Origin of the sequence: Mesorhizobium sp. Root554, from assembly GCF_001427025.1 — a bacterium.
Taxonomy (GTDB): domain Bacteria; phylum Pseudomonadota; class Alphaproteobacteria; order Rhizobiales; family Rhizobiaceae; genus Mesorhizobium.
Window position 1 is genome coordinate 414199 of sequence record NZ_LMGA01000001.1, and the last position, 25883, is coordinate 440081.

Genomic DNA, 25883 nt, shown 5'->3' on the forward strand with positions numbered 1-25883 from the left:
CATGGTTGAAATCGGCCATTTCGCGCTCGTACTTGCCTTTGCGCTGTCGCTTGTCCAGACGGCGGTGCCGCTGGTCGGCGCCCGGACCAGGAACGACCGACTGATGGCGGTGGCGGCGCCGGTCGCCATTTCCGGCTTTTTCCTGACCTTGCTGTCCTTTGCCGCCTTGGCGATCGCCTATGCGCAATCCGATTTCTCGGTCGCGAATGTGTGGGAGAACTCGCATTCGCTGCAGCCGCTCCTGTTCAAGATCACGGGCGCATGGGGCAACCATGAAGGCTCGATGCTGCTCTGGGTGCTCATCCTGACGTTCTTCGGCTCGCTGATCGCATTCTTCGGCGCCAACCTGCCGCCAATGCTGCGCGCCAATGTCCTGGCCGTGCAGGGCTTCATCGGCGCCGCCTTCTTCCTTTTCATCATCACGACGTCAAATCCGTTTGTCCGGCTATCGCCGGCGCCGATCGAAGGGCGCGACCTCAATCCTGTCCTGCAGGACCTCGGCCTCGCCATCCATCCGCCGCTGCTCTATCTCGGCTATGTCGGCTTTTCGGTTTGCTTCTCCTTTTCCGTGGCGGCGCTGATCGAAGGCCGCATCGACGCCGCCTGGGCGCGCTGGGTGCGGCCGTGGACGCTGGTCGCCTGGGTGTTCTTGACCGGCGGCATCGCCATGGGGTCCTACTGGGCCTATTATGAGCTCGGCTGGGGCGGCTTCTGGTTCTGGGATCCGGTCGAGAACGCCTCCTTCATGCCCTGGCTCGCCGGCACGGCGCTGCTCCATTCCGCCATCGTCATGGAAAAGCGGTCGGCGCTGAAAATCTGGACCCTGCTGCTGGCCATCCTGACCTTCTCGCTGTCGCTGCTCGGCACGTTCCTGGTGCGCTCCGGCGTGCTGACGTCGGTCCATGCCTTCGCCACCGACCCGACACGCGGCGTCTTCATCCTTTGCATCCTGATGTTGTTCATCGGCGGCGCGCTGGCGCTTTTCGCCGTGCGGGCGTCGTCGCTGACTGCGGGCGGCCTCTTCCAGCCGATCTCGCGCGAGGGCGCGCTGGTGCTGAACAACCTGTTCCTTACCACCGCGACCGCCACCGTATTGGTGGGCACGCTCTATCCGCTGGCGGTGGAAGCGATTTCGGCCGACAAGATTTCCGTCGGCGCGCCCTTCTTCGACCTGACATTCATTCCTCTGATGGTGCCGCTGCTTGTTCTGGTGCCGTTCGGACCCTTGCTCGCCTGGAAACGGGGTGACGTGTTCGCCGCCGCTCAAAGGCTGATGACGGCCTTTGCCGTGGCGCTGGGCGCCATGCTGGTGACGGCGCTGTTCATCGACGGAAGTTCGGTTTTCGCCGTATTGGGCGCCGGTTTGGCGTTCTGGCTGATTGTCGGCGCGCTGACCGACCTTGCGGTGAAGTCGGGGGCCGGCTCCACCAGCCTGCCTACCATGGCCCGTCGCTTCACCGGCCTGCCACGCTCCATGTACGGCACCGCGCTCGCCCATATGGGTCTGGGGCTGACGACATTGGGAATTGTCGGCACGGTTTGTTTCGGAACCGAGAACATCCTGTCGATGCGCCCCGGAGAAACTGTCACGGTTTCTGGCTATACGCTGCGCTTCGAGGGCCTGTACCCGGTGCAGGGCCCGAACTATGCCGAGGAGCGTGCCCGCTTCGCCCTGACCGGTTCAAATGGCGTTTCCGCTGGCGAGATCGTTTCCGCCAAGCGGCTTTATCCCGTGCGGCAGACGACGACCACCGAGGCCGGCATCCGGACCATCGGTCTCAGCCAGCTTTACGTCTCCATCGGCGACGATGCGGAGGACGGTTCGCTCGCCGTACGCATCTGGTGGAAGCCGCTGGTGACGCTGATCTGGATCGGCGCACTGGTGATGATGGCGGGCGGGACGATGTCGCTCATGGACCGGCGTCTACGGGTCGGCGCACCGTCGCGCCGCAAGCCTCAGCGCGCCATAGCCACATCATGAACAATTCTCGAATTTCGGCACTTCTGGCAGCCGCTACACTCTGCGCGCTGACTTCGGGGCCTGCCTTTGCGGTTCGCCCTGACGAAATCCTGTCGGACCCGGTACTGGAAACGCGGGCGCGTACACTCTCGGAAGAGCTTCGCTGCATGGTCTGCCAGAACCAGTCCATCGACGAGTCGGATGCCGATCTGGCGCGCGACCTGCGGCTTCTGGTGCGCGAGCGCCTGAAGGCCGGCGACACCGACGACGAAGTCATGGACTACATCGTCTCCCGCTATGGCGAATTCGTTCTGCTGAAACCCCGGTTCGATTTGAAGAACGCGCTTTTATGGGGAACGCCTGTCCTGCTCCTGCTCGCCGGAGGCCTGGTCATGCTGCGTGCTTCGCGTTCGAAGAGGATGGATGAAACCGCCGTGTTGACCGCACAGGAAAAGGCCACGCTCGACCAACTCTTGCGACGCGGCGAGTGACTGGCGCAAACAGCTTTTGAGAAGCCGGTCCCACATTACCAAAATTTCATTTACCGGAAATGACCCCGTAATGTGAGCCGCTCTATCTCTCGTGTCAGCGGATGCCGTTTTGCATCCCGTTCAAAAGGACACGAGACCATGAACACCGCCCCCCAATCATCCCGTACCCGCACCCGCCTTCTGGCTGCCGTGGCATCTCTCGCGATTGCTGGCGCCATTGGCGTCGGCGCGGTCACCACCGGCACGACACCTGTTCTGGCCGATGCCGTCAAGGTCGAAGCCGCGCAGGTCCCCAGCTTCGCCGATGTCGTCCAGCAGGTTTCGCCGGCCGTCGTCAGCGTGCGCGTGAAGGCCAAGATGCAGCCCGCTTCCGATGACGGCTCCGACATGTTCCAGGGTCCGGACGGTCTTCCGGACAATCCGCAGTTGCGCGAGTTCTTCAAGCAGTTCCGCGGTGATGGCAGGCCGGACCGCGGCCCGCGGTTTAGCCGTCGCGATCACAGGAACGACAAGCCGCGTCCGGTCGCCCAGGGTTCCGGCTTCTTCATCTCCGATGATGGCTATGTCGTCACCAACAATCACGTCGTCGAAGAAGGCAGCGCCTTCACCGTCGTTACCGACGACGGCAAGGAACTGGACGCCAAACTCATCGGCACCGACCCGCGCACCGATCTGGCGGTCCTGAAGGTCGATGGCGGCAGCCAGAAATTCACCTATGTCGATTTTGCCGATGACGCCAAGGTTCGGGTCGGCGACTGGGTCGTTGCCGTCGGCAATCCATTCGGTCTGGGCGGCACTGTGACGGCGGGCATCGTTTCGGCTCGTGGCCGTGACATCGGCGCCGGTCCTTATGACGATTTCATTCAGATCGACGCCGCCGTGAACCGCGGCAATTCGGGCGGTCCGGCCTTCAACCTCAGCGGCCAGGTCGTCGGCATCAACACAGCCATATTCTCGCCCTCCGGCGGCAATGTCGGCATCGCCTTCGCCATCCCCGCCTCGACTGCCCAGCAGGTCGTTCAGGACCTGATGAAGAACGGCAGCGTCCAGCGCGGCTGGCTCGGCGTCGAAATCCAGCCGGTGACGCCCGAAATCGCCGAGTCACTCGGCCTGAAGTCGGAAAAGGGCGCGCTGGTTTCGAGCGCGCAAGACGACAGCCCGGCCAAGAAGGCTGGCATCGTACCCGGCGATATCATCACTCAGGTCGCGGGCAAGGATGTTGCTGGCACCAAGGAGCTTGCGCGTTTGATCGGGGCCTACAATCCCGGCAAGCCGGTGGATGTGACGGTCTGGCGCAACGGCAAGTCCGAAACGATCAGCGTCGATCTCGGCAAGCTGCCGAACACCGACAAGCAGGCGTCGGCGGACGATCAGCAGTCGGCGCCGAGCGCGACGGCTTCGCTCGACGACCTCGGCCTGACCGTGACCAAGTCGGATGATGGCAAGGGTCTCGTCGTGACCGATGTCGATCCCGACAGCGACGCGGCGGATCGCGGCATCCAGGTCGGCGATGTCATCACCGCTGTCAATTCGCAGGAAGTGAGCGGCCCGAACGACATCTCCAAGGCCATGGCCGATGCGGCCAAGGCTGGACGCAAGTCGGTTCTCGTCCAGATCAGCCGTGACGACGCCAACCGCTTCGTCGCGCTCCCGGTCGACAAGGGTTGACCTGACCGTTCCGGGCGGAGGTTTCAACACCCCCGAGCCTCCGTCCTGGAAGCACCGCGCCGCGATGCGTTAGTCAGTCATCGTATCCGGTTCGGGGCGGCAGCGGGCCCCCATCGCCCGCTGCCGCAAAACGCGCGAGGTCTCTAACATGCCGTCCACAAGACCAGCCGAAATGCCGTATAACGAGCCCATGAAGATTCTCGTCATCGAAGACGATCGTGAGGCCGCGGACTATCTGGAGAAGGCTTTCACCGAAGCCGGCCATACGGCGCACGTCGCCGGTGATGGCGAGGTCGGTTTCGCGCTGGCCGACTCGGGCGACTACGACGTCATGGTCATCGACCGCATGATGCCCCGCCGCGACGGGCTTTCCGTGATCGCCGGGCTTCGGTCGCGCGGCAACACCACTCCGGTCCTGATCCTTTCCGCGCTCGGCGAAGTGGACGACCGCGTCACCGGCCTGCGTGCCGGCGGCGACGACTATCTGACCAAACCCTATGCCTTTTCCGAACTGCTTGCCCGCGTCGAGGTTCTGAACCGCCGCGCCAGCGCCAAGGAGAGCGATACGGTCTATCGCGTCGGCGACCTGGAACTCGACCGCCTGTCCCATTCGGTGCGGCGCGCCGGCCGCGAACTCACGTTGCAGCCGCGCGAATTCCGCCTGCTCGAATATCTCATGCGCCACGCCGGGCAGGTGGTGACGCGCACCATGCTGCTGGAAAACGTCTGGGACTACCACTTCGACCCGCAGACAAATGTCATCGACGTCCATGTCTCGCGGCTGCGCGCCAAGATCGAAAAGGGCTTCGACACGCCGATCCTGCATACGATCCGCGGCGCCGGCTACATGCTTAGAGGTAGCTAGCGACGATGGCGCTTTCCGTGCCCGCCATCATGAAGACGACGGCTGCGCGGCTCTCGGCGCTCTTTCTTCTTCTTTTCGCGCTCTGCGCCGTCCTGCTGGTTTTCTACATGACGTCGCTATCGGCGCGCATGCTGGCGGCGCAGACCCAGGAAACCATCAACGAGGAAGTGCTGGGGCTCGCCCGCGCGTATCAGCGCGGCGGCCTGCCGGTGCTTGCCCGGTCTGTCGAGCAGCGCTCGCGCCAGCCGGGCGCCAACCTCTATCTCATCGCCGATGCGAACGGCCAGATCCTGGCCGGCAATGTGCAGGCGCTCGAGCCCGGCGTGCTCGAGACCGAGGGCTGGACCGGCAAGCCCTTCTACTACCAGCGCTTCGGCGAGGGGGAGGGGCGGCAGCGCGGCAACGTTTCCGATCCGAGCCAGGCGCAAGGCGGCGAAACCGGGCACAACGCCATGGCGCTGGTTCTGCGGCTGCCGAACCAGATGATTCTTCTGGTCGGCCGCGACCTTGGCGAACCGGAGCGGTTCCGCGCCGTCGTGCGGCGCGCGCTGATGCTGGCGCTGGGTATGATGGGCCTGGGCGGCCTGCTCATCTGGTTCTTCGTCGGCCGCGCGGCGCTGAAGCGCATCGACGGCGTTTCGGAAGCGAGCCGCCGCATCATGGGCGGCGACCTGTCCGGCAGGCTGCCGGTGACCGGCGCCGGCGACGAGTTCGACCGGTTGTCGGAAAACCTCAACGCCATGCTGGCCCGCATCGCCGAATTGAACGAGGGCCTGAAGCAGGTTTCGGACAATATCGCTCACGATCTGAAGACGCCGCTGACACGGCTGCGCAACCGTGCCGAAGCCACCCTTGCCGGAAAGCAGAAGACCGCCGACTACCGCGAGGCGCTGGAAGGCACGATCACCGAATCCGATCATCTCATCAAGACGTTCAACGCCATATTGATGATCTCGCGGCTGGAGGCCGGCTACTCCTCCGAGAGTACGGTCAAGGTCGATCTGGCGGCCGCGATCCGCGATGTCGTCGATCTCTATGAGCCGGTGGCCGAGGAAGCCGGCGTGGCGATCGAGACGGATGTCGGCCAGGCTTTGTCCATCGACGGCAACCGGGAACTGATCGGCCAGGCGCTGTCCAACATCGTCGACAACGCGATCAAATACTCGGTGGACTCGAGCAGCAAGCCGGTCGTGCGTGTTGCGCTCTCTCGCACGGGTGGCCGCGTTAAGCTCACCGTTTCGGACAACGGCCCCGGGATTCCGGACGATGTCGACCGCGCGCGCGCCACCGAACGGTTCGTGCGGCTGGAACGCAGCCGCTCGCAGCCCGGCTCGGGACTGGGTCTCAGCCTCGCCAAGGCGATCATGAAATTCCACCACGGAACGCTTGATCTTCTGCCCGGCGATCCCGGATTATCCGTCGTCATGGATTTTCCCGAAGGGGAAAAGCAGTCGACCGGAGAGAGCCGATGAAATCCAGCGCGGTGCGTAAAGGCGCCAGGCCCGAATGGCTTTTGCAGCCCCGGCTGACGCTGGCGCCTCTGGATGCGGCGAATGCCGGCGAGGATCTTGCCGATGTTGCCGCCGCCGCGACTGAGGAAGAGCTGCCGCGCCTGGCAAAATCGCTGGCCGGCAAGGGCGCGGTGCCGGCGTTCCTGGCTGCCGCATTCAACCTGTCTCCTTTCCTGCGCGATCTGGCGCGGCGGCGCCCGCAAATGCTGGATACGCTGCTCGACATGACGGTCGAGCAGCGGCTGGCCGGAATTCTGGAAGAGCTTGGCGACTGCGCCTATGCCGAGGACGTCACCGAATCCGCGCTGATGATGCGGCTGCGGCTGCTGAAGACCGAGGCGCATTTCCTCATCGCGCTGGCCGAATTGGGAGGCGAGGCCGACACGGCGCTGACGGTTCGCCGTCTCAGCGACCTCGCCGAGACCTGCGTCACCGCTGCCATCGATTTCCTGCTGCGCGACGCCGGCAGCCAGGGCAAGCTCAAGCTCGCGGACCCGAAGAAGCCATCGGAGAAATCCGGCTGGATCGTGCTCGGCATGGGCAAGCTCGGCGGTCATGAGCTGAACTTTTCGTCCGACATCGATCTCGTGGTTTTCTTCGAACCCGAGGCTCCCGCCGTCATTGACCCGCTCGACGCGACCGACCTGTTCTCGCGCCTGAGCCGGCGGCTGGTGCGCATCCTGCAGGACCGGACCGAGCACGGCTATGTCTTCCGCACCGACCTCCGGCTCCGCCCCGACCCCGGCTCGACGCCGCTCGCCATCCCCGTGGAAGCGGCGCTGAACTATTACGAGGGCCGCGGCCAGAACTGGGAGCGCGCGGCGATGATCAAGGCGCGTCCTGTCGCCGGCGACATCGCGGCCGGCAATGCCTTTCTCAAGGAGCTTCAGCCCTATGTCTGGCGCAAATACATGGACTATGCGGCGATCGCCGATGTCCATTCGATCAAGCGCCAGATCCACGCTCACAAGGGCCACAGCGAAATCGCCGTCAAGGGCCACAACGTCAAGCTCGGCCGGGGCGGCATCCGCGAGATCGAGTTCTTCGTCCAGACCCAGCAGCTCATCGCCGGCGGCCGGTTCCCCGAACTGCGCGGCAAGCAGACGGTGCCGATGCTCGCGCAGCTTGCCGAACGCGGCTGGATCACGGCGGAAGCGCGCGATGCGCTTGCTGCCCAATACTGGTTCCTGCGCCGCGTCGAGCATGCCGTGCAAATGGTGGCGGACGAGCAGACACATGTCCTGCCGGACGACGACGAAGGTCTCGAACGCATTGCCCATATGCTGGCCTTTGAGGACGCGGATGCCTTTTCCGCCGCATTCCGCACGGCCCTGCGTGACGTGGAAGGCCACTACGCCGCGCTGTTCGAGACCGCACCGGAGCTTTCCGCCGGCCTCGGCAATCTGGTCTTCACCGGCGATGTCGACGATCCCGACACGCTGGAAACGTTGAGCAAGCTGGGCTTCGAGCGCCCGAGCGACATCTGCCGGGTCATCCGTACCTGGCATTTCGGCCGCTACAAGGTCACCCGTTCCGCCGAAGCGCGCGAACGCCTGACGGAGCTGACCCCGGCTCTGCTGGAAGCCTTCGGCAAGACAAGGCGGGCCGACGAGGCGCTCCTGCGTTTCGACGAATTCCTCGCCGGCTTGCCGGCAGGGCTTCAGCTCTTTTCGCTGCTTCAGTCCAATCCGGCGCTGCTGAGGCTGATGGCGACGATCATGGGCTCGGCGCCGCGGCTGGCCGCCATCATCACGCGCCGCCCGCATGTCTTCGACGGGCTGCTGGATCCGGCTCTGCTGACGGAATTGCCGGATCGCGCATACCTGTCGGCGCGGCTCGCCGCTTTCCTCGAAGGCGACCGCGCCTACGAGGAAGTGCTGGACCGGCTGCGCATTTTCGCCTCCGAACAGCAATTTCTGATCGGCGTGCGCCTTCTGGCTGGTTCCATCGACCCGGCGCGCGCCGGCCGGGCCTTTTCGCATCTTGCCGACTTGACCATCGACGCCGCGCTCAACGCGGTGATGGAGGAATTCGCATCGCGGCATGGCCGGGTTCCGGGCAGTCGCGTGGCGCTGCTCGGCATGGGCAAGCTCGGCAGCCGCGAACTGACCGCCGGCTCCGACGTCGATCTGATCCTGCTCTACGATCACGCCGCCGACGCCGAGGAATCCGACGGCGCCAAGCCCTTGGCTCCATCGCAGTATTTCATGCGCATGACGCAACGGCTCATCGCCGCCGTTTCCGCGCCCACTGCCGAGGGCGTGCTCTATGAACTGGACCTGCGCTTGCGCCCCTCCGGCAACAAGGGGCCGGTGGCGACGCATTTCGATGCCTTCCGCAAGTACCAGCGCAGCGAGGCGTGGACCTGGGAGCAGATGGCGCTGGCGCGTGCGCGCGCGGTCGCCGGCGATGAGAGCCTGTGCGGCGAGATCGAGACCGAAGTGGCGGCGATCCTTTCTCAGCCGCGCGACGCCGCCAAGATCAGGGCGGAGGCGGCCGACATGCGCGCACTGATCCAGAAGGAGAAGCCGGAGCAGGACGCCTGGGACATAAAGCTGGTCCCCGGCGGGCTGATCGACCTGGAGTTCATCGCCCAGGTCGCGGTTCTGACCGGGCAGGTCGATGGCAATATGCGTACGACGGGAACCGGCGAGATCCTGTCACGCCTCGATCCGAAGTTTGCCGATCCCGGCATCAGGGATGAGCTCAGCGCCGCATATTCGCTCTATTTGACGCTGACACAGATCATCAGGCTGTGCCTCACCGGCTCGTTCCAGAAGGACGACGTGCCTCCAGGACTTGCGGACCTCCTGCTGGCGGCGACTGACCTGCCGGACATGAAGGTGCTGGAGGCACATTTGAAGGAAACGTCGCGGAAGGTTCGAAAGGACTTCGACCTTCTGCTTCGCAGGAAGCGTGGATGAGGGTGCGCCCGCAGCCACGGTTCCGCAGCATCGGGGGTGACGATGCAAACAGGAGTTACCGATGAAGAAATCAACCAAACTCGCCATTGCCTTCCTGGCGCTCGCCGGCACCGCCGGTTCCGTCGCGGTCGCAGCCGACCGCGGTGACGCGAAGGGTCCCCGTCATGGCGCGATGCGCTTCGACAAGCTTGACGCCGACTCCAATGGCGACGTCAGCTTCGAGGAGTTCACGGCCGCCATGGACAAGCGTATCGGCGACGCCGATGCCGACAAGGACGGCAAGATGACCGTGGCCGAGGTGGCTGCGCAGATCGAGAAGATGCGCTCCGAACGCATGGCCAAGCGCCTTGTCGACCGTTTCGATACCGACGGCGACGGTGCCGTCACCAAGGCGGAGATCGAGGCGCAGCAGAAGAAGAGGTTCGCGCTTTTGGACCGCAACGATGACGGCAAGATCGAAAAGAGCGAAATGCGACGCGGCAAGCACGGCAAGCGTGGTCACCACAACGACAATTGAGTTCTGGTCTGAGGCCTGAAAACGGAAACGCCCGGCGGAATAAACCGCCGGGCGTTTTCGTTTATCGGCTCAGGCCGCCGCCTTGATGGCGCGGACCGGCTTCCTGACCGGAATGCGGATCGAAACGATCGTTCCAGCCCCTTCGGTGGAGCGGATTTTCAGCGCGCCGCCGTGAAGTTCGGCCAGCGAGCGTGAGATCGCCAATCCAAGCCCTGAACCGGCGTGGTTCTTGGAGAACTGGTTCTGCACCTGCTCGAACGGTCGCCCGAGCTTGCCGAGCGCCGATTTCGGAATGCCGCAGCCATTGTCCTCGATCGTCAGCGTCATGGCGCCGGAGGTGTTGCGCGCCTTCACCGTTATGTGGCCGCCCTGGCCGGTGAATTTCACCGCGTTGGACAGAAGGTTGATGACGATCTGCTTGATCGCCCGCCGGTCGGCAAAGAGCTTGACCGGGCCGGCGATGCGGGTGTCCACCGTGATGGATTTCTCCGCCGCCGCGAGCGAAATGACACGCACCGTTTCGCTGATCAGCGGGCTGAGGTCGATCTCTTCCCGCTCCATCGAGAACTGGCCGGCCTCGATCTTCGACATGTCGAGTATGTCGTTGATGACGCCGAGCAGATATTTGCCGCTGCTGTTGATGTCGGTGGCGTACTCTTCATAGCGCTGCGAGCCGAGCGGGCCGAACAGCGCCTGCTCCATCAGCTCGGAAAAGCCGATGATCGCATTGAGCGGCGTGCGCAGCTCATGCGACATGTTGGCGAGGAATTCCGATTTCGCCTGGTTGGCGGCCTCGGCGCGGTCCTTTTCCTTGATGTACTTGCGGTTGAGATCGGCCATTTCCCGCGCGCGCTCTTCCTCGGCGCGTCGGGCCAGGCTGAGGTCGTGGATGGTTGCCATCAGCCGGCGCTCGCTGTCCACGAGCTTTTCCTGGTGCTGCTTGATCTGCGTGATGTCGGAGCCGACCGACACGGTGCCGCCGTCCCGCGTCTGCAATTCGTTGACCTGGAGCCAGCGGCCATCGGCGAGCTGCCTTTCGAAGGTCAGGCCGCCGCGCGGACCGTTGGCGTTGGCGATCCGCCGTTCGGCGGCGAAAGCCAGCATCCTTTTCTCCAGCTGCTCGCGCGATACGCCAGGCATGACATCGCGGTCGGACAACCCATTGTCCTGCTGGTACTTGGAGTTGCACATCACCAGGCGCTGTCCGGAATCCCAGAGCACGAAGGACTCGTTGATGTTTTCGATCGCCGTGCGCAGCCGAAGGTCGGCGGCCTCGGACCGCAGCGCCAGATGCCGCTGCTCGGAGACATCCACGGCGATGCCGATCAGCTGGATTTCCGGCGCTTCGGGGTCCATCACCTGCGCCCTCGCGCGCATCCACACCCATTGTCCGTCGGCATGGCGCATGCGGAAGACCTGGTCGATATGATCGATCTCGCGCGCCACGATCTGGTTGGCGAGTTCGAAAAGGTTGCCATCCTCGGGATGGATGATGGCATCGACCTCGCCGAACGACAGCATCGTCTCGCAGGGCTCGTAGCCCAGCATGTCGTACATTGAACGCGACCAGTACATCTTGCCGCGCACCATGTCCCAGTCCCACAGGCCGCAACGGCCCCGGACCAGCGCCATATCGATGCGCTGATGTGCATCGATATAGATGCGATCCGCCGCCTGGGCGCGGGATGCCTGACTGAAATAGGCGTAGAGAACGACGATCAGGACACCGGCCGTCAGCACGAACAGCGTCACGTTCAGCGAGACGGTCTTTCGCCATTCGGCGAAGACGGCATCCTGCGGCGCCAGCGCGACGGCCGCCTTGCTCCTGTCCGGGCTGAGCTGCAGCGCCGCGTACCAGTCGCTATCGCCGATCTTGACATCCATCACGCCGGCGCGTTCGCCAAACAGGAACAGCGGCTGTCCGCCCGTGATCATCCTGTCGAGCAGACGGCCCTGCCACTGGGTCGAGCGCGGGCTGACGGCCTCTACCTTGAAGTTGCCGTCGGTCATCGTAAGCACGTAGCCGCTGTCCAGGGCGCCGGCGCGTGCGATGCGCTCGAGCAGGTCCTGGGCGCCGCCCTCGGCATAATCCGTTTCGATCAGCTGGCCGGCGGCGAGCGTGAGCATCGCCTTGGCGTTACGCTCCGTCTCATCCTGCGCGTTCATCAGCGAGAGAATCCGCAAGCCGGCAACCACGATCAGAAAGATGATGATCAGCGCCGGGATCAGTTTGCGAAGCAGAGGTTCGGCAGCCAGCAGGTTGCGATAGGTCGGCTCCGCGAAAAGGCGCGCGTTGCCTGACAGGCTGCGGCGCGGTGTCGCTCGCCAGCCAAAAACTATCCTGCCGGGCGCGCCCCACGCGTCCGCCTTTGCCATCAAATGGCACTCCCCGATCTTTTACCTGCTGAAATGATCCGGCAACGCCGTACTTCCGAATCGTCAGTAAAGAATCAAAGGTGATTCGCCTTGTCCAGTGGCTAAGTAAAAAAAGATTAAAAATCGACGGATTTGGACGCTTTGCCGCCTGGAGCGATTCAATTTAGCCACGAACGTTCTAGGCTAGAGTCCGCTCGACGATATCGCGCAGGTCGGCGGACAGATTGTCGGCGGCGGCAAGGGACAGCAGCGCCTCCCGCGCCTTCTTCTGCCTGCCCGGCTCCAGCGAGCGCCATGACCGCAGCGCCGTCGCCAGCCGTGCCGAAACCTGCGGGTTCAGCCGTTCGACCTGCAGCACGACATCGGCGAAGAATTGGTAGCCTAGTCCATCGGCGCGATGGAAACCGGTCTGGTTGGCGCTCGAGAACGTGCCGATGAGGGCGCGCACACGGTTCGGGTTCGACAGCGAGAAGGCGGAATGGCTCATCAGGGTCCGCACTGTCTCCACCGCCTTGTCGCCCGGCGTGCTGGCCTGGATGGCGAACCATTTGTCCATCACCAGCGGATCGGAGCCGTATTTGGCTTCGAATGCGGCCAGCGCATCCACGGTCCGCGGCGAGCCGGCATGGCGATGCGCCAGAACGGCCAGCGCCGCCGACCGGTCGGTCATGTTGGTCGCTGTTTCGAAGTGCTCTGCTGCGAGCTCTGCGCCGCCCGGCAGAAACGCGAGGTAGTCGAGCAGCACGTTGCGCAGCGCGCGTCGGCCGGCGCTGGCGGCGTCGGGGCTGAAATCGCCATTGTCGCGCAAACGGCCGTAGAGATTGCGGAACGCGGTTTCATTGGCGGCGGCGATAAATCCCGCAAGCCCGCTGCGGGCCGCATGGATGGCGTCGGGATCGATGTTCTTGCCAACGTCGCGCGCAATGTCGGCTTCGCCCGGCAGCGTCAGCACCAACGCCCGGAAAGCGTGCTCCAGCGCATCATCGCCGGCGATGGCGTCAACCATGTCCGCCAGACGTTTGTCGAAGGCCAGGGGCTTGCCGCCAAGCGTCGCCCGGAAAGCGGCAATCAGCGCTTCCGTGAAAAGGGTGTTCGACGCCTGCCATCGCGAAAAGGCATCGCTGTCGTGACTGGCGAGGAAAAGCTGCTCATCCGGCTTCTGCTGCAGCGACAGCGTCACCGGCGCCGAGAAGCCGCGGTTCAGCGAAATGGCGGGCTTTTGGCCAACCCCGCTGAAGCGGACGCTGTGGCGTCGCTTGCGGACATGGATGACGCCGTCCTCCACGCTGGCTCCCTCCGCAGCGTCGTAAGCCATGTCCCTGCCATCCTCGCCAACAAGTCCGAAGGCCAGCGGTATGTGCATCAGCCGCTTGCGGCTTTCAGACGGGGTTGGCGGCACCGACTGCTCGATGTCGAGCGTCAGTTCGCGGGCCGGCGCGTCATAGCGCGAGCTGACGGTGAGGTTGGGCGTACCGGCTTGGTGATACCACAACGAGAACTGCGACAGGTCGCGTCCGGAGGCGTCCTCGAACGCCTTGATGAACGCCTCGATCGTCACGGCCTGGCCGTCATGGCGCTCGAAATAGAGGTCCATGCCGCGCCGGAACGCCTCGGCGCCGACGATGGTGCGGATCATCCGCACAACCTCGGAACCCTTCTCGTAGACGGTGGCCGTGTAGAAATTGTTGATCTCGCGATAGCGGCGGGGCCGCACCGGATGCGCCAGCGGGCCCTGGTCCTCCGGGAACTGGTGCGAGCGCAGCGTGCGCACCTCTGTGATGCGTTTGACCGGACGCGACCGCTGGTCGGCGGAGAACTCATGGTCGCGGAAAACAGTCAGCCCTTCCTTGAGACAGAGCTGGAACCTGTCGCGGCAAGTGATTCTGTTGCCTGTCCAATTGTGGAAATATTCATGCGCGATGATCGCTTCTATATTGGCGAAATCGGCGTCCGTCGCGGTCTCCCGGTCAGCCAGGACATAGCGGTCGTTGAAGATGTTGAGACCTTTGTTCTCCATGGCCCCCATGTTGAATTCCGAGACGGCGACGATGTTGAAGACATCAAGGTCGTATTCGCGGCCGAATTTCTCCTCGTCCCAGCGCATGCACCGCTTCAGCGCATCCATCGCGTAGTCGGCGAGCAGCTCCTTGCCGTGTTCGACATAGATGCCGAGGTCGACCTTGCGACCTGACATGGTGGTGAAGCTGCCGGAAACCTTGCCGAGATCGCCGGCGACGAGCGCGAACAGATAGGACGGTTTCGGAAACGGATCGTGCCACACCGCATAGTGCCGCCCATTGCCGAGATCGCCGCCCTCCACCGGATTGCCGTTGGAAAGCAGCAGCGGTGCTTCCTTGCGCTCGGCCTCTATCCGCACCGTGTAGACCGAAAGGATGTCAGGCCGGTCGAGGAAATAGACGATGCGCCGGAAACCCTCGGCTTCGCATTGCGTACAATAGACGTCGTTGGTGCGGTACAAGCCCATCAGCGCCTGGTTGGCGGCCGGCGCGATTTCCGTTTCGACCAGAAGCTGGAAGCTCTTGGCGGTCGGCAGTCTGGTGATGATGAGATTGTCGGGCGTTGTCTGGTAATCGGAAAGCGCCAGCATCCTGCCGTCGATCTCGACCTGCAGCAAAAGGGTGAGCCCGTCGCCGTCGAGCACCAGCGGGCTGTCCAGCGGCGCGCCCTCGCTGCGCACAACGGTCATCAGCGCCGAGACCCGCGTGGCGCTCGGCGACAGGTTGAAGGTCAGGCTGATATCGGGGATGAGGTAGTCGCTCGGTCGGTAGTCTTCGAGTTTGAAGACCTGGCCGTCGTCTGTACGCATCCGTTGGATTCCTGATTGCCGCCGGCCCGCGACCGCCGGCTGGTTCAAATGAAAATAGGCTGACGGCTCTTTACACGAAAGCACCCCTCGACAAAACTAGGGCGAGGCTTATGTCAGGGCCTGAATTCCCCAGCCATACTGCGAGGACGACATGACGGTCGCAACACCGAAATTCGGGATGGGCGCATCCGTGCTGCGCCTGGAAGACCAGGCTTTCATCACCGGCATGGGTCGCTATACGGACGACATCCAGCCAGCCGCCACGCTGCATGGCTATGTCCTGCGCTCGCCCGTTGCAAAAGGAAAATTCTCCATCTCGTCGGTCGAGGCGGCAAGGGCCGCGCCCGGCGTGCATCTTGTCCTGACCGGGGCTGATCTCGGTCATCTTGGCGACCTGCAGTCGGGTTCCATGCAAAAGCAGCCGGACGGCACCCGCGCGCCCACCCGCGACATTCCGATCCTGTGCAAGGACCGCGTCCAGTATGTCGGCGATGCGGTCGCCTTCGTGGTGGCCGACAGCCGCGCGCTGGCGCAGGACGCCGCCGAACTCATCGAGGTCGACTATCAGGACGAGGAGGCCGTTTCCGGCACGATCGCGGCGCTCGATCCGGAAGCGCCGCTGGTCTGGCCGGAACTCGGCTCGAACAGGGCGTTCACCTACCATGCCGGCGACAAGAAGAAAGCCGATGCGGCCTTCGCCAAGGCCGCGAAGGTGACGCGCATCGACTTCATCAACAACCGGCTGGTCTGCAACTACATGGAAGCCCGCGCCGCCATCGGCGAATGGCGCACCGACGAAGACCGGTTCCAGCTCACCACCGGTTCGCAGGGCGTGCATTCCATGCAAACGATTCTCTCCGGTGTCTTCGGCATCGGCAAGGAGAAGCTGCGGGTCATCACGCCCGATGTCGGCGGCGGCTTCGGCCCGAAATCTTTCGTCTACCGTGAATATGCGCTGGTGCTGGAAGCCGCGAAACGCGTCGGCCGGCCGGTCAAATGGACCGGAGACCGGACCGAGCATTTCCTCACCGACGCGCAGGGGCGCGACAACGTCGTGACCGCCGAGATGGCGATGGACGAGAACGGCCGGTTCCTTGCCCTGCGGGTCGATCTACGCGCCAATATGGGCGCCTATCTCTCGCAATATGGCGGTTTCATTCCCTATATCGGCGTGACCATGTCGACCGGCGTCTATGACATCCAGGCGCTGGATGTGACCACGACCGGCATCTACACCAACACCTGCCCCATCGACGCCTATCGCGGGGCAGGGCGGCCGGAAGCAGCCTTCCTGCTGGAAAAGCTGGTCGATGCCTGCGCCCGCGACCTGGGGCTGGGAGCGGAAGAAATCCGCCGCCGCAATTTCATCCGGCCCGATCAGATGCCGTACCGGACGCAGACCGGCCGTCTGTACGATACCGGCGAATTCGACGGCCACATGAGCGTGGCGCTGGAAAGGGCTGAATGGAATCAGTTTTCCAGCCGTTTCGAGGAAGCCAGAACGCGCGGAAAAGTCCGCGGCATCGGCATGGCGACCTATATCGAGGCCTGCGCCTTTCCAGGATCCGAACCGGCCCATGTCGAACTGAACGGCGACGGCACCGTCACGCTGAAGATCGGCACGCAGACGAATGGACAGGGCCATGCGACGGCTTATGCGCAGTTCGTTGCCGAAAAGCTCAACCTGGATCTTGAGAAAATTTATGTCCGCCAGGGCGATACGGATGAGCTGAAATCCGGTGGCGGCACCGGCGGCTCGCGCTCCATCCCGCTCGGCGGCGTCTCCGCGTCACGCGCCGGCGAGGATTTGGCCGAAAAGATCAAGCGCGTCGCAGCCGATGAATTGGAAGCCTCGGCGGGCGACATCGAACTGGTCGATGGCACGGCGCGCATCGTCGGCACCGACCGTTCGCTCGATTTCTCCACCATCGCCAAGGCTGCCAAGAAGAAGGAAGACCTGCAGGGTTTCGGCGAATTCGTGCAGCACGAGGCGACCTATCCCAACGGGACGCATATCTGCGAAGTCGAGATCGATCCTGACACCGGCCACACCGACATCGTGCGCTACACCATCGTCGACGATTTCGGCGTTACGGTGAACCCGATCCTGCTTGCCGGGCAGGTCCATGGCGGCGTCGTCCAGGGCATCGGTCAGGCGCTCACGGAGGACACCGTCTATGGCGAAGACGGGCAACTCCTGACGGCGAGCTTCATGGACTACGCCATGCCGCGCGCCGATGATGTTCCGTCGTTCCACTTCGAGACCCGCAACGTACCGTCCACCACCAATGCGCTCGGCATCAAGGGCGCGGGCGAGGCCGGCACGATCGGCTCGACCCCCGCGGCGCTGAACGCCGTGGTCGACGCGCTCTACCGGGGCTACGGCATCGGCCACATCGAAATGCCGGCGACGCCGTCGCGCGTCTGGGCCGCCATTCAGGAGGCGACGGCCTGAATTGTCGGACGGCGAGGGGGACGCAGCGCAGAACACGCTGACCGGCATCGGCATGAAGATCGCTTCGGTGGCGATCTTCGTCGGCATGCAGGCCTGCATCAAGGCGGCGGATGACGTGCCGCCAGGCCAGATCGTGTTCTTCCGGTCCTTTTTCGCAATTGTGCCCGTCCTGGCTTTCCTCGCATGGAGGGGTGAGCTTCGATTCGCCTTCGCCACCAGCCGGCCGGTGAGCCATGTCGTCCGGGGCCTCGTCGGCGTCGCCGCCATGGGGTTCAGCTTTTTCGCCCTGACCCGGCTGCCGTTTCCGGAAACCATCACGTTGAACTATGCGCAGCCGCTGCTCATCGTCATGTTCAGTGCGATCTTTCTTGGTGAGATTGTGCGCGCCTATCGCTGGACGGCGGTCGCGGTCGGTCTGTTCGGCGTCATGGTCATTTCATGGCCCAACCTCACCCTGCTGACAGGCGCCGAAGGGATCGATAACCAGCAGGCGGCCGGCGTGGTCGCGATGCTGATTTCGGCCGTGATTTCGGCGGTAGCGGCGCTTCTGGTGCGCAAGCTCGTCCATACCGAGCGGACATCGACGATCGTGCTGTGGTTCTCGCTGACGGCCACCATTGCCTCATTCGTTTCGATCCCGTTCGGCTGGAACTGGCTGAGTCCACTGCAGACGGTCCTGCTGGTGGCGGCCGGCCTGAGCGGCGGCGTCGCGCAAATCCTGATGACGCAGGCCTATCGCCATGCAGAGGCCTCGGTCGTGGCGCCGTTCGAATACACCTCGATGATTTTCGGTCTCGGTCTCGGTTACCTGCTCTTCGCCGACATTCCCTCGCTCAACACGCTGATCGGCGGTTTCATCGTCATAGGCGCCGGACTTTTCATCATCTGGCGCGAGCGCCGGCTTGGGCTGGAACTTACCGCGGCCCGCAAGGCTGGCTCTCCACCGGGCTAGCAGCTCACCATCAGGAATAATTGGGTTGAGCCGGACGCTCGGCCGCCAGCCGGGTAAGCACCGCCCTTGTCGCGTCATCGGCTGGAAAGAACGATTCGATCGCGAGCTCGGAGAGCGTGACATCGAGCGCCGTGCCGAAAACGGTGATCGTGCTGATGAACGATAGGATCGAGTCGCCCATCCGAAGCTTCAGCATATGGGCGATGGCCGAACTTTCATTGTGAATGATTCTGCCTTGAGAAACGCCGCCCGGATAGCCGCGCAGCTCCTCCTCCAGTTGTTCCAGCAGCGGGTCTGCATAGGTCTCGTTCTGCCGCTTGAGCCGCGCCAGGATATGCGCCCGCCATTCCGCCAGATTGACAATCTTCGAAGCGAGGCCCTTGGGATGAAGGCACAGCCGCAGCACGTTGACCGGCGGTTCCAGCAAGGCGCTGTCCTCGACCGCGGCGAGGAACGGTGCGACCGTGTCGTTCGCCGCCACCATGTTCCAGCGCGAATCCACCGCGAAGGCAGGGCAGGGCTCATGCCCCTTGAGCACCAGCTTGACCGCCGACAGGGCCTGAGAAAGAGAGGGGTCTGCCAGTGTCCGCTCACCGTATTGCGGCGCGAACCCGGCGGCCAGAAGCATGCGGTTGCGGTGGCGCAGCGGCACGTCGAGGCTGTCGGCCAGCCGGATCACCACCTCCCGCGACGGCGCCGCGCGGCCGCTTTCGAGAAAGCTGAGGTGGCGCTGCGAGATGTCCGCCTCGCCGGCGAGATCCAGTTGGCTCATGCGGCGGCGCGACCGCCATTCGCGTATGATGCCGCCCACGGCGTTTTCGGTTTCGGACATTGCCAATCCTGTCTGATCGAGATGCCGAAAACTAGGATATCGAATTCGGCTTTTCTATTACCTCACACGTAATCGCCATCTCTCCTCCATGGCTTCATCGTCACGACATCCCGACCGCTCCGGCGAAATCGGGACCACGAAACCAGATAGGAGACGACGATGTCCGTCACGATCACCAAGTTCCTGCGCAACGTTCTCTACGCCGACATTCTCTTCAGCAGTGTCGGAGCGGTTCTGATGACGGCGGGCTCGCCCTTCCTGTCGCCGCTGCTCGATCTGCCTGCCGGCCTGCTTCTCGGCGCCGGTGCGGCCTTGGTTCCGTGGGTGATTGGCCTTGCGGTCGTCGCCCGCCGCGAACAGGTTTCGAAAACCGTCATGGTTGACATTATCGGCATCAATTTTCTTTGGGCAGCCATCTGTTTCGGCCTGCTGATCGGCGGCTGGATCGCCCCGAACGCGCTGGGAATTGCTTTTGTGGTCGCGCAGGCCATTACGGTCGCGCTGCTCGGCTGCCTGCAATGGCGCGGAATGCAGGTTCAGGCTTCGGGAACTAAAATTCCCGCAGCTTCATCTTGACCTCGAGGAAGTCGCGCCAGACCAGCTTCTTGTGCGCCGGCGTGCGCAGCAGATAGGCGGGGTGCAGGGTCGGCATCGCTGGAATGACGGCGCCGGATGCGGTCGCGTGGGAGCGCCAGTTTCCGCGCAGCCGCAAAATCCCCTCGGTCGTGGCGAGCAGCGTCTTGGCCGAGGGGCCGCCCAGCGTGACCAGTAGTTTCGGCCCGACGAGCTCGATCTGCCGCTCGATGAAAGGCCGGCATATTTCCGTTTCGTGCGGCGTCGGCGTGCGGTTGCCCGGCGGCCGCCATGGAATGACATTGGCGATGTAGACACTGGTCCGGTCGAGCCCGATGGCGGCCAGCATCCGGTTCAGCAACTGGCCGGAACGGCCGACGAAAGGCAGGCCTTCAAGGTCCTCGTCACGTCCCGGGGCTTCGCCGACAAGCATGACGTCGGCTTCCGGGTTGCCGTCGGAGAAAACCAGATTCTTGGCTGTGAACTTCAGATTGCAGCCATCGAAACCGGCCATCGCCTCACGCAGCTCGTCCAGCGTCTGCGCCTGCCGCGCCAGATCGCGCGCCAGCGTTGCCTGCGCCTCGTCAGGAACCGTCGTCGGCCGGGCGGCCGCATTGTCTGTCGAAGGCCGGCGCGGCTGGGCCGGCCTGGCACGGTCTGACGCAGGGGCGGCGGTCCGTTCCGGCTCTCTCGCCGTCGCAGGCACACGATCTCCGCCCTTCGGCAGGGCAGGGGGAGGCGCCTCGGTGAACCGGTTCACAGGCGTCTCGTTCAGGGCCTCGTCCACGCCGGCATCAGCATAGAAGGCAAGCAGCTCGCGCAACCCCGCCGGCGGTTCTTTAGCGATGGCAGTCATGGCGCCACCATCTTTCGCCCCGGCGTCATTTGCAAGCTTAGCTCGAGGGAATCCGTGGGTCTTGCACCAGGTAGAACGTCCAGCGCGGCGTGTAATCCGTTATCAGGAACGCGAACGTCACCGTCGCCAGAGGATCGACCTTGCCGTTCTCGAAAAGCAGCCGGTCATAAGGTTCGAAATCGCGGCTGAATTCCGCAAAGGCGCTGGAGACGATTTCAGTGGGGTTCTTGTTGCGCTGGTCGAAGGACAAGCCGTCACCGAAGACGCTCGGCTGGTTGAGGATTTCCTGCAATTCGAACTCGAATTCGACCCATGGCTGGCCGCTGTTGTTCAGCGTTTCGATCCGCATATGAAGGATGCCGTTGGCATAATACCCCGCGTCGGCAAATGGCTGGATCGGCCTGATCGTGCGGAAGGTCAGCGTCACGGGGGATGCCGAATTCAGCTCCTCCTCGATGACGATCGGATCAGCCGATGTGCCGGTCCCCGAGACGCCGGTGATGCGAAAGCCGCCGAGTTCGTCTGAAATCGAGTATGCGCCTGCCTTCCATACGATTGGCTCGGCCCGACTCTCGGCGGCAGGATTTGCTATTGAAACGAAGGGCAGTACCCGGATCGTCAGACCGAGCGTGCGGAAAAGGCGCGTCAGTGCGGAACCGGCAGGCACAGCGTTGCGCATTGGCCGACTATGGCGGATCGTTTCGCGTTCGAACATCGAAAACTTGAAATTGGCTTCGCTGCCGCTTTCTGAAATTGACGTTTACGTTAGCGTAAACTAGATTTCATGCATACCTGCTTGTCATACGGCTTAAGGAATTTTCCGTTGGCAAGGGATCGAGATTGCCATAGCGCTTGGATGCGCTATGAGCGCGGCAGCCAGCGGACGGCCAGCGACGGGAGGAAAGATGAGCGAGATCGAACGCGAGAGCATGGAATTCGACGTTGTGATCGTTGGCGCCGGCCCGGCGGGCCTGGCAGCTTCCATCCGTTTGAAACAGCTGAATCCAGATCTTTCCGTCGTGGTGCTGGAAAAGGGCGGCGAAGTCGGCGCGCATATCCTCTCCGGCGCGGTGGTCGATCCGGTCGGCATCGACCGTCTTTTGCCCGGCTGGCGCGAGGAAAGCGATCATCCCTTCAAAACACCGGTTACGGCCGATCATTTCCTGGTTCTTGGCCCTGCGGGTTCGGTGCGGCTGCCCAATTTCATGATGCCGCCGCTGATGAACAATCACGGCAACTACATCGTCTCGCTCGGCAATGTCTGCAAATGGCTGGCTGGCAAGGCCGAGGCGCTGGGCGTCGAGATTTATCCGGGCTTCGCCGCTGTGGAGCTTCTCTACAATGAGGCGGGCGCCGTCACCGGCGTCGTGACCGGTGATATGGGCGTCGAAAAGGGCGGCAGCCACGGGCCGAACTTCGCGCCGGGCATGGCGCTGATGGGCAAGTATGTGCTGATCGGGGAGGGCGCGCGGGGCTCTCTCGCCAAGCAACTCATCGCCAGGTTCAACCTGTCCGACGGCCGCGAGCCGGGCAAATACGGCATCGGCCTGAAGGAGCTGTGGGAGGTCAAGCCGGAGAACCACAAGCCGGGCCTGGTCCAGCATTCGTTCGGCTGGCCGCTCGACATGAAGACCGGTGGCGGTTCCTTCCTTTACCACCTCGAGAACAATCAGGTGGCTGTCGGCTTCGTTGTCCATCTGAACTACAAGAACCCGTATCTTTCGCCCTTTGAGGAATTCCAGCGCTTCAAGACGCATCCGGCGATCGCCGGCACCTTCGCTGGCGCCAAGCGCATCGGCTACGGCGCGCGCGCAATCACGGAGGGTGGTTGGCAGTCGGTGCCGAAGCTGTCCTTCCCGGGCGGTGTCCTGATGGGCTGCGCCGCCGGCTTCGTCAACGTGCCGCGCATCAAGGGGTCGCACAATGCGGTGCTGTCCGGCATGCAGGCTGCCGAGCACGTCGCCGAGGCGGTCGCGGCTGGTCGCGCCAATGACGAACTGACGGGCTATGAGGAAAACTGGCGCTCGACCGAGATCGGCAAGGACTTGAAACGCGTCCGCAACGTCAAGCCCCTGTGGTCGCGCTTCGGCACCATCGCCGGCGTTGCCATCGGCGGCCTCGACATGTGGCTGAACACATTGCTGGGCTTCTCGCCCCTCGGCACGCTCAAGCATGGCAAGACCGACGCGCAGTCGCTGGAGCCGGCGTCGCAGCACCAGAAGATCGCCTATCCGAAGCCGGACGGCGTGCTCACTTTCGACCGGCTGTCCTCCGTCTTCATCTCGGGCACCAATCACGAGGAGGACCAGCCGGTCCATCTCCAGGTCAAGGACATGGACCTGCAGAAGCGATCGGAGCATGACGTCTTTGCCGGGCCGTCCACACGCTATTGCCCGGCTGGCGTCTATGAATGGGTCGACAAGGACGGCAACGCCGCCGCCGACCCGCAGGCCAGGGATGTTCGCTTCGTCATCAACGCGCAGAACTGCGTCCACTGCAAAACCTGCGACATCAAGGATCCGAACCAGAACATCAACTGGGTGCCGCCGCAGGGCGGCGAGGGCCCCGTCTACCAGAACATGTAGCGGGTCGGCCCGGCACGGCCCGCAAGCATTTGTTAACGTAACTGTTGAAACCGGCGCGCGCCTGTGTTTCCTTAGGCTCTGTCCTTGTGGAGACATTGGATGCGCCGAACCGTTCTGGCCTGTATCTCTGCATTCTGTACAAGCGCGACGCTGACAAATCCGGCAGCGGCGGGCACGCGGGTCGAAGTACGGACCCAAAGCTACGACATTTCCGGCGAGACTGGCCGCGCCTTGCTGGAGGCGATGGACCGCAAGGGTCCCAAGCACGGCTTCACCGCGCGCGCCATCGCCCAGACCAGCTATACGGTCGACTGGCAGTTCACCACCGCGCAGAATGACGGCGGCTGCCGCATGAAGGGCGTCTCCGGCAAGCTCAACCTCACCTACACCTATCCGCGCGTCGTTTCGCCTTTGGCCCCGGCCCTGCGCAAGAGATGGAGCCGGTTTTTCGCCGGCGTGCGCGCTCATGAGCAGGATCATGGGCGCATGGCCAAGGAAATGGTGAACAAGGCGGCGCGCGCCGCATCGGCGGTCAAAATTGCCAACGATCCGCTCTGCACCAGGGTCAAACGCGAAGCCAAACGGCGCATCGACGCGATCTATGCCGCCTATGAAGCCAGGCAGATCGCCTTCGACCAGCGGGAACACCGCAAGGGCGGGCATGTCGAGGCCCTGGTGGTGCGGCTGGTCAGCAGCGGCATATAGAACCGCGCCTGCTAAATCCTTGGAAGCTCGCCCTAAGCGGCGGCACCCCGCCGAACTGCGTTCGCATCGGCGGTTGCCGTCTCCGGTTCGTCAGGCTTCGGCGCCTGTTGCTTGATCGAAAACTCCACCAGCACCGGCAGGTGATCGGACCCAGTGCTGGCCAGGGTCCGGATGGAATTCACGAAGATGTCGCCTTTGGAGAAGACCTGATCGATCGGCAGGCCGGCGAAACGCAGCATTTCCGGCAGCTTCATATATTGCCACGTCGGGCCGGCCGAGGCCATGATTTTGAGCCCGCCGGCCCGGGCGACGCGCCGGACCGCGGCGCTCCACGGCGTGGCGTTGCAATCTCCCGCCATGATCGCCGTTTCGCCAAGCCGCGACAGTGGTTCGGCAAGATGGCTCAGTTGCCAGGGTTGTTCGAACGGCCATGGCCAGCTCAGATGGATTGCGGCCACGTCGGCCGTCGTGCCGCCGAGATCGACAGCTGCGACGGCAAGCGCGCCGCGTGCGAAACATGCGGGCTCCGTGCCTTCCTTGAACGGACGCCGCGACAGGATGGCGACGCCGAACACCAGGTTCGGATAGGGGCAGATGAGCTGATACGGGTAAGCGTGCGAAAGCAGTTGCAGTTTGCCCTTCCACATGTCCGAGACTTCGTCGAGCGTGATGACGTCCGGCTGTATGCGGCCGACAAGCGACAGGACCTTCTCCGGTGTCGGGTTGTTGAAGCGCAAATTCATCTGCAACAGGCGGTAGACGGGTTGTTCGTCGGACCGAACCTCGAAGCGGGCCTGCACTGGTCCCAGACCGAGATCGGCCAGCATGGTCGATGTCGTTGTGAAGCAGGCGATAGCGAAGACGACGCCGGCCAGGGCATAAAGGCGAAAGCGTCCGAACAGGAGCAACACGGCCAGAACCGCGCTCGCCACCGCCAGATGGGCGCGGAAATGCGCAAAGGAATCGAACGCCGGGTGGACATCGCCGAAGAAGCCGATCATCAGCAGCACGGATGCAATGGCGAGGCCGATCATGCCCAATATCTGCAAAAGAAAGAGAGATCGCTTCATCGGCCCCTTTCGCCGGAAAAATGCGGCTCATTGATGGTGGACCTTGCCAGACCTATGGTTCACGCGAAACTGCTCCAGCCTGCGGAAAATGGATGATGCGAATGATCCGACTGGGTACCTTGATTGCGGCAATCGTTTTCCCGTTTCACGGTGCGTGGGCCGAGACGGTGGAGAAGGTTGCGACCTACGCAGTTTCGGGAGCCACCGGCATCGAGCTCTACCGGTCGATCGGCGAGCGCGGACCCAAGCTCGGACCGACCCGCGCCATCGCCCACACCACCTTCGACCTGAAATGGACGCGCCGCTACGATGGCAGCGGCGGCGCCTGCCGTCTCGCCGTCCAACGCCCGCATCTTGTCATCACCTATACGGTGCCGAAGGCGGAGAATTTGCCTGCCTCGGTACAGGATCGATGGAAGACCTTTGCCGACGGCGTGCTCCGTCACGAAAAGGTTCATGGCCAGACGATCAAGGACATGGTGGCGGAGATTGAGAGGTTTTCGCTCGAAATGCGGGTTGCGGACGATCCGAAATGCAGCAAGTTCCGCCAGCAGCTGACTGAGCGCCTCTCCGCTATCTCACAGGCGCAACGCAAGCAGGGCCGCGATTTCGATCGCGACGAGTTCGCCGAAGGCGGCAACATGCAACGCCTTATCCTGGGCCTTGTGAACGGCGGGTAGCCGCGCCGTTGGGCGAGCAAGGAAGACGAACGGGCG

19 protein-coding genes are annotated in these 25883 nt (G+C 63.5%); 13 read left to right on the forward strand and 6 right to left on the reverse strand.

All coding sequences use genetic code 11. From position 1 onward, the window contains the following. The first annotated feature begins 1 nt into the window (after nt 1). The 7 genes from ASD44_RS01980 (at nt 2) to ASD44_RS02010 (ending at nt 9936) form a co-directional block, all read left to right on the forward strand. Nucleotides 2–1981 carry a heme lyase CcmF/NrfE family subunit gene (locus tag ASD44_RS01980; RefSeq protein WP_056108102.1) on the forward strand — a complete coding sequence of 660 codons (1980 nt, stop codon included), beginning with the start codon at nt 2–4 and terminating at the stop codon, nt 1979–1981. Next, entirely contained in the window at nt 1978–2451 is a 474-nt protein-coding gene (locus ASD44_RS01985) for a cytochrome c-type biogenesis protein (protein ID WP_056108104.1), read from the forward strand. The genes ASD44_RS01980 and ASD44_RS01985 overlap by 4 nt, the downstream gene beginning before the upstream one ends. Before the next feature lie 138 nt (nt 2452–2589). Then, nucleotides 2590–4119 carry a Do family serine endopeptidase gene (locus tag ASD44_RS01990; protein ID WP_056108106.1) on the forward strand — a complete coding sequence of 510 codons (1530 nt, stop codon included), beginning with the start codon at nt 2590–2592 and terminating at the stop codon, nt 4117–4119. 190 nt (nt 4120–4309) lie between these two features. Then, nucleotides 4310–4984: a response regulator transcription factor gene (locus tag ASD44_RS01995; protein WP_056108108.1), complete on the forward strand. Its 675-nt coding sequence runs from the start codon at nt 4310–4312 to the stop codon at nt 4982–4984. A 5-nt stretch (nt 4985–4989) separates the two neighbouring features. Next, on the forward strand, nt 4990–6456 hold the full coding sequence (locus ASD44_RS02000) for a HAMP domain-containing sensor histidine kinase (protein WP_056108110.1): 1467 nt from the start codon (nt 4990–4992) through the stop codon (nt 6454–6456). Beyond that, nucleotides 6453–9419: a bifunctional [glutamine synthetase] adenylyltransferase/[glutamine synthetase]-adenylyl-L-tyrosine phosphorylase gene (locus ASD44_RS02005; RefSeq protein ID WP_056108113.1), complete on the forward strand. Its 2967-nt coding sequence runs from the start codon at nt 6453–6455 to the stop codon at nt 9417–9419. Before ASD44_RS02000 ends, ASD44_RS02005 begins: the two co-directional genes overlap by 4 nt. A 61-nt stretch (nt 9420–9480) precedes the next feature. Then, entirely contained in the window at nt 9481–9936 is a 456-nt protein-coding gene (locus ASD44_RS02010; RefSeq protein ID WP_056108116.1) for an EF-hand domain-containing protein, read from the forward strand. A gap of 69 nt (nt 9937–10005) precedes the next feature. Here the strand turns inward: ASD44_RS02010 and ASD44_RS02015 are convergent, their stop codons facing one another. Together ASD44_RS02015 and pepN are read right to left on the reverse strand one after the other, a co-directional pair. Further along, the gene (locus tag ASD44_RS02015) at nt 10006–12312 is read right to left on the reverse strand and encodes a PAS domain-containing sensor histidine kinase (RefSeq protein WP_056108119.1); all 2307 of its coding nucleotides are present in this window, start codon (nt 12310–12312) and stop codon (nt 10006–10008) included. Nucleotides 12313–12490: 178 nt separating this feature from the next. Beyond that, on the reverse strand, nt 12491–15139 hold the full coding sequence (gene pepN / locus ASD44_RS02020) for an aminopeptidase N (RefSeq protein ID WP_056108122.1): 2649 nt from the start codon (nt 15137–15139) through the stop codon (nt 12491–12493). Nucleotides 15140–15290: 151 nt separating this feature from the next. Here pepN and ASD44_RS02025 point away from each other — a divergent pair, with 151 nt between their 5' ends. Together ASD44_RS02025 and ASD44_RS02030 are read left to right on the forward strand one after the other, a co-directional pair. Continuing rightward, nucleotides 15291–17594 carry a xanthine dehydrogenase family protein molybdopterin-binding subunit gene (locus ASD44_RS02025; protein WP_056108125.1) on the forward strand — a complete coding sequence of 768 codons (2304 nt, stop codon included), beginning with the start codon at nt 15291–15293 and terminating at the stop codon, nt 17592–17594. Between the two features lie 52 nt (nt 17595–17646). Next, nucleotides 17647–18546, forward strand: a complete 900-nt coding sequence (locus tag ASD44_RS02030; RefSeq protein ID WP_082542537.1) for a DMT family transporter — start codon at nt 17647–17649, stop codon at nt 18544–18546. Nucleotides 18547–18556: 10 nt separating this feature from the next. On the opposite strand, the gene ASD44_RS02035 is transcribed toward ASD44_RS02030, so the two are convergent. Further along, nucleotides 18557–19378: a helix-turn-helix transcriptional regulator gene (locus tag ASD44_RS02035; RefSeq protein WP_056108131.1), complete on the reverse strand. Its 822-nt coding sequence runs from the start codon at nt 19376–19378 to the stop codon at nt 18557–18559. Between the two features lie 237 nt (nt 19379–19615). Here ASD44_RS02035 and ASD44_RS02040 point away from each other — a divergent pair, with 237 nt between their 5' ends. Next, nucleotides 19616–19954 carry a hypothetical protein gene (locus ASD44_RS02040; RefSeq protein ID WP_244480478.1) on the forward strand — a complete coding sequence of 113 codons (339 nt, stop codon included), beginning with the start codon at nt 19616–19618 and terminating at the stop codon, nt 19952–19954. Here the strand turns inward: ASD44_RS02040 and ASD44_RS02045 are convergent. Together ASD44_RS02045 and ASD44_RS02050 are read right to left on the reverse strand one after the other, a co-directional pair. Further along, a complete protein-coding gene (locus ASD44_RS02045; protein WP_056108137.1) occupies nt 19929–20807 on the reverse strand; it encodes a uracil-DNA glycosylase in 879 nt (292 codons plus the stop codon). The two genes, ASD44_RS02040 and ASD44_RS02045, sit on opposite strands and share 26 nt — an antisense overlap. A gap of 37 nt (nt 20808–20844) precedes the next feature. Beyond that, nucleotides 20845–21486, reverse strand: a complete 642-nt coding sequence (locus ASD44_RS02050; protein ID WP_200946436.1) for a hypothetical protein — start codon at nt 21484–21486, stop codon at nt 20845–20847. A 226-nt stretch (nt 21487–21712) separates the two neighbouring features. Between ASD44_RS02050 and ASD44_RS02055 the strand changes: the two genes are divergently transcribed. Both ASD44_RS02055 and ASD44_RS02060 read left to right on the forward strand, forming a co-directional pair. Then, a complete protein-coding gene (locus tag ASD44_RS02055; protein ID WP_056108140.1) occupies nt 21713–23392 on the forward strand; it encodes an electron transfer flavoprotein-ubiquinone oxidoreductase in 1680 nt (559 codons plus the stop codon). Nucleotides 23393–23491: 99 nt separating this feature from the next. After that, nucleotides 23492–24097 (forward strand): DUF922 domain-containing protein, encoded by a 606-nt coding sequence (locus tag ASD44_RS02060; protein ID WP_056108143.1) that lies wholly within the window; start codon nt 23492–23494, stop codon nt 24095–24097. 32 nt (nt 24098–24129) lie between these two features. On the opposite strand, the gene ASD44_RS02065 is transcribed toward ASD44_RS02060, so the two are convergent. Next, on the reverse strand, nt 24130–25167 hold the full coding sequence (locus tag ASD44_RS02065; RefSeq protein ID WP_056108146.1) for an endonuclease/exonuclease/phosphatase family protein: 1038 nt from the start codon (nt 25165–25167) through the stop codon (nt 24130–24132). A gap of 101 nt (nt 25168–25268) precedes the next feature. Between ASD44_RS02065 and ASD44_RS02070 the strand changes: the two genes are divergently transcribed. Next, nucleotides 25269–25847: a DUF922 domain-containing protein gene (locus ASD44_RS02070; RefSeq protein ID WP_320409817.1), complete on the forward strand. Its 579-nt coding sequence runs from the start codon at nt 25269–25271 to the stop codon at nt 25845–25847. Nucleotides 25848–25883 lie beyond the last annotated feature (36 nt).

What these genes read in the sequence shown, in the direction of transcription:
- ASD44_RS01995 (WP_056108108.1), top strand. Translation starts at nt 4,310, where the DNA reads ATGAAGATTCTCGTCATCGAAGACGATCGTGAGGCCGCGGACTATCTG.
- ASD44_RS02050 (WP_200946436.1), bottom strand. Translation starts at nt 21,486, where the DNA reads ATGCGCAACGCTGTGCCTGCCGGTTCCGCACTGACGCGCCTTTTCCGC.
- ASD44_RS02025 (WP_056108125.1), top strand. Translation starts at nt 15,291, where the DNA reads ATGACGGTCGCAACACCGAAATTCGGGATGGGCGCATCCGTGCTGCGC.
- ASD44_RS02005 (WP_056108113.1), top strand. Translation starts at nt 6,453, where the DNA reads ATGAAATCCAGCGCGGTGCGTAAAGGCGCCAGGCCCGAATGGCTTTTG.
- ASD44_RS02015 (WP_056108119.1), bottom strand. Translation starts at nt 12,312, where the DNA reads ATGGCAAAGGCGGACGCGTGGGGCGCGCCCGGCAGGATAGTTTTTGGC.
- ASD44_RS02010 (WP_056108116.1), top strand. Translation starts at nt 9,481, where the DNA reads ATGAAGAAATCAACCAAACTCGCCATTGCCTTCCTGGCGCTCGCCGGC.
- ASD44_RS01990 (WP_056108106.1), top strand. Translation starts at nt 2,590, where the DNA reads ATGAACACCGCCCCCCAATCATCCCGTACCCGCACCCGCCTTCTGGCT.
- pepN (WP_056108122.1), bottom strand. Translation starts at nt 15,139, where the DNA reads ATGCGTACAGACGACGGCCAGGTCTTCAAACTCGAAGACTACCGACCG.
- ASD44_RS02000 (WP_056108110.1), top strand. Translation starts at nt 4,990, where the DNA reads ATGGCGCTTTCCGTGCCCGCCATCATGAAGACGACGGCTGCGCGGCTC.
- ASD44_RS02040 (WP_244480478.1), top strand. Translation starts at nt 19,616, where the DNA reads ATGACGGCGGGCTCGCCCTTCCTGTCGCCGCTGCTCGATCTGCCTGCC.
- ASD44_RS02030 (WP_082542537.1), top strand. Translation starts at nt 17,647, where the DNA reads ATGAAGATCGCTTCGGTGGCGATCTTCGTCGGCATGCAGGCCTGCATC.
- ASD44_RS02065 (WP_056108146.1), bottom strand. Translation starts at nt 25,167, where the DNA reads ATGAAGCGATCTCTCTTTCTTTTGCAGATATTGGGCATGATCGGCCTC.
- ASD44_RS02035 (WP_056108131.1), bottom strand. Translation starts at nt 19,378, where the DNA reads ATGTCCGAAACCGAAAACGCCGTGGGCGGCATCATACGCGAATGGCGG.
- ASD44_RS02055 (WP_056108140.1), top strand. Translation starts at nt 21,713, where the DNA reads ATGAGCGAGATCGAACGCGAGAGCATGGAATTCGACGTTGTGATCGTT.
- ASD44_RS01980 (WP_056108102.1), top strand. Translation starts at nt 2, where the DNA reads ATGGTTGAAATCGGCCATTTCGCGCTCGTACTTGCCTTTGCGCTGTCG.
- ASD44_RS01985 (WP_056108104.1), top strand. Translation starts at nt 1,978, where the DNA reads ATGAACAATTCTCGAATTTCGGCACTTCTGGCAGCCGCTACACTCTGC.
- ASD44_RS02045 (WP_056108137.1), bottom strand. Translation starts at nt 20,807, where the DNA reads ATGACTGCCATCGCTAAAGAACCGCCGGCGGGGTTGCGCGAGCTGCTT.
- ASD44_RS02070 (WP_320409817.1), top strand. Translation starts at nt 25,269, where the DNA reads ATGATCCGACTGGGTACCTTGATTGCGGCAATCGTTTTCCCGTTTCAC.
- ASD44_RS02060 (WP_056108143.1), top strand. Translation starts at nt 23,492, where the DNA reads ATGCGCCGAACCGTTCTGGCCTGTATCTCTGCATTCTGTACAAGCGCG.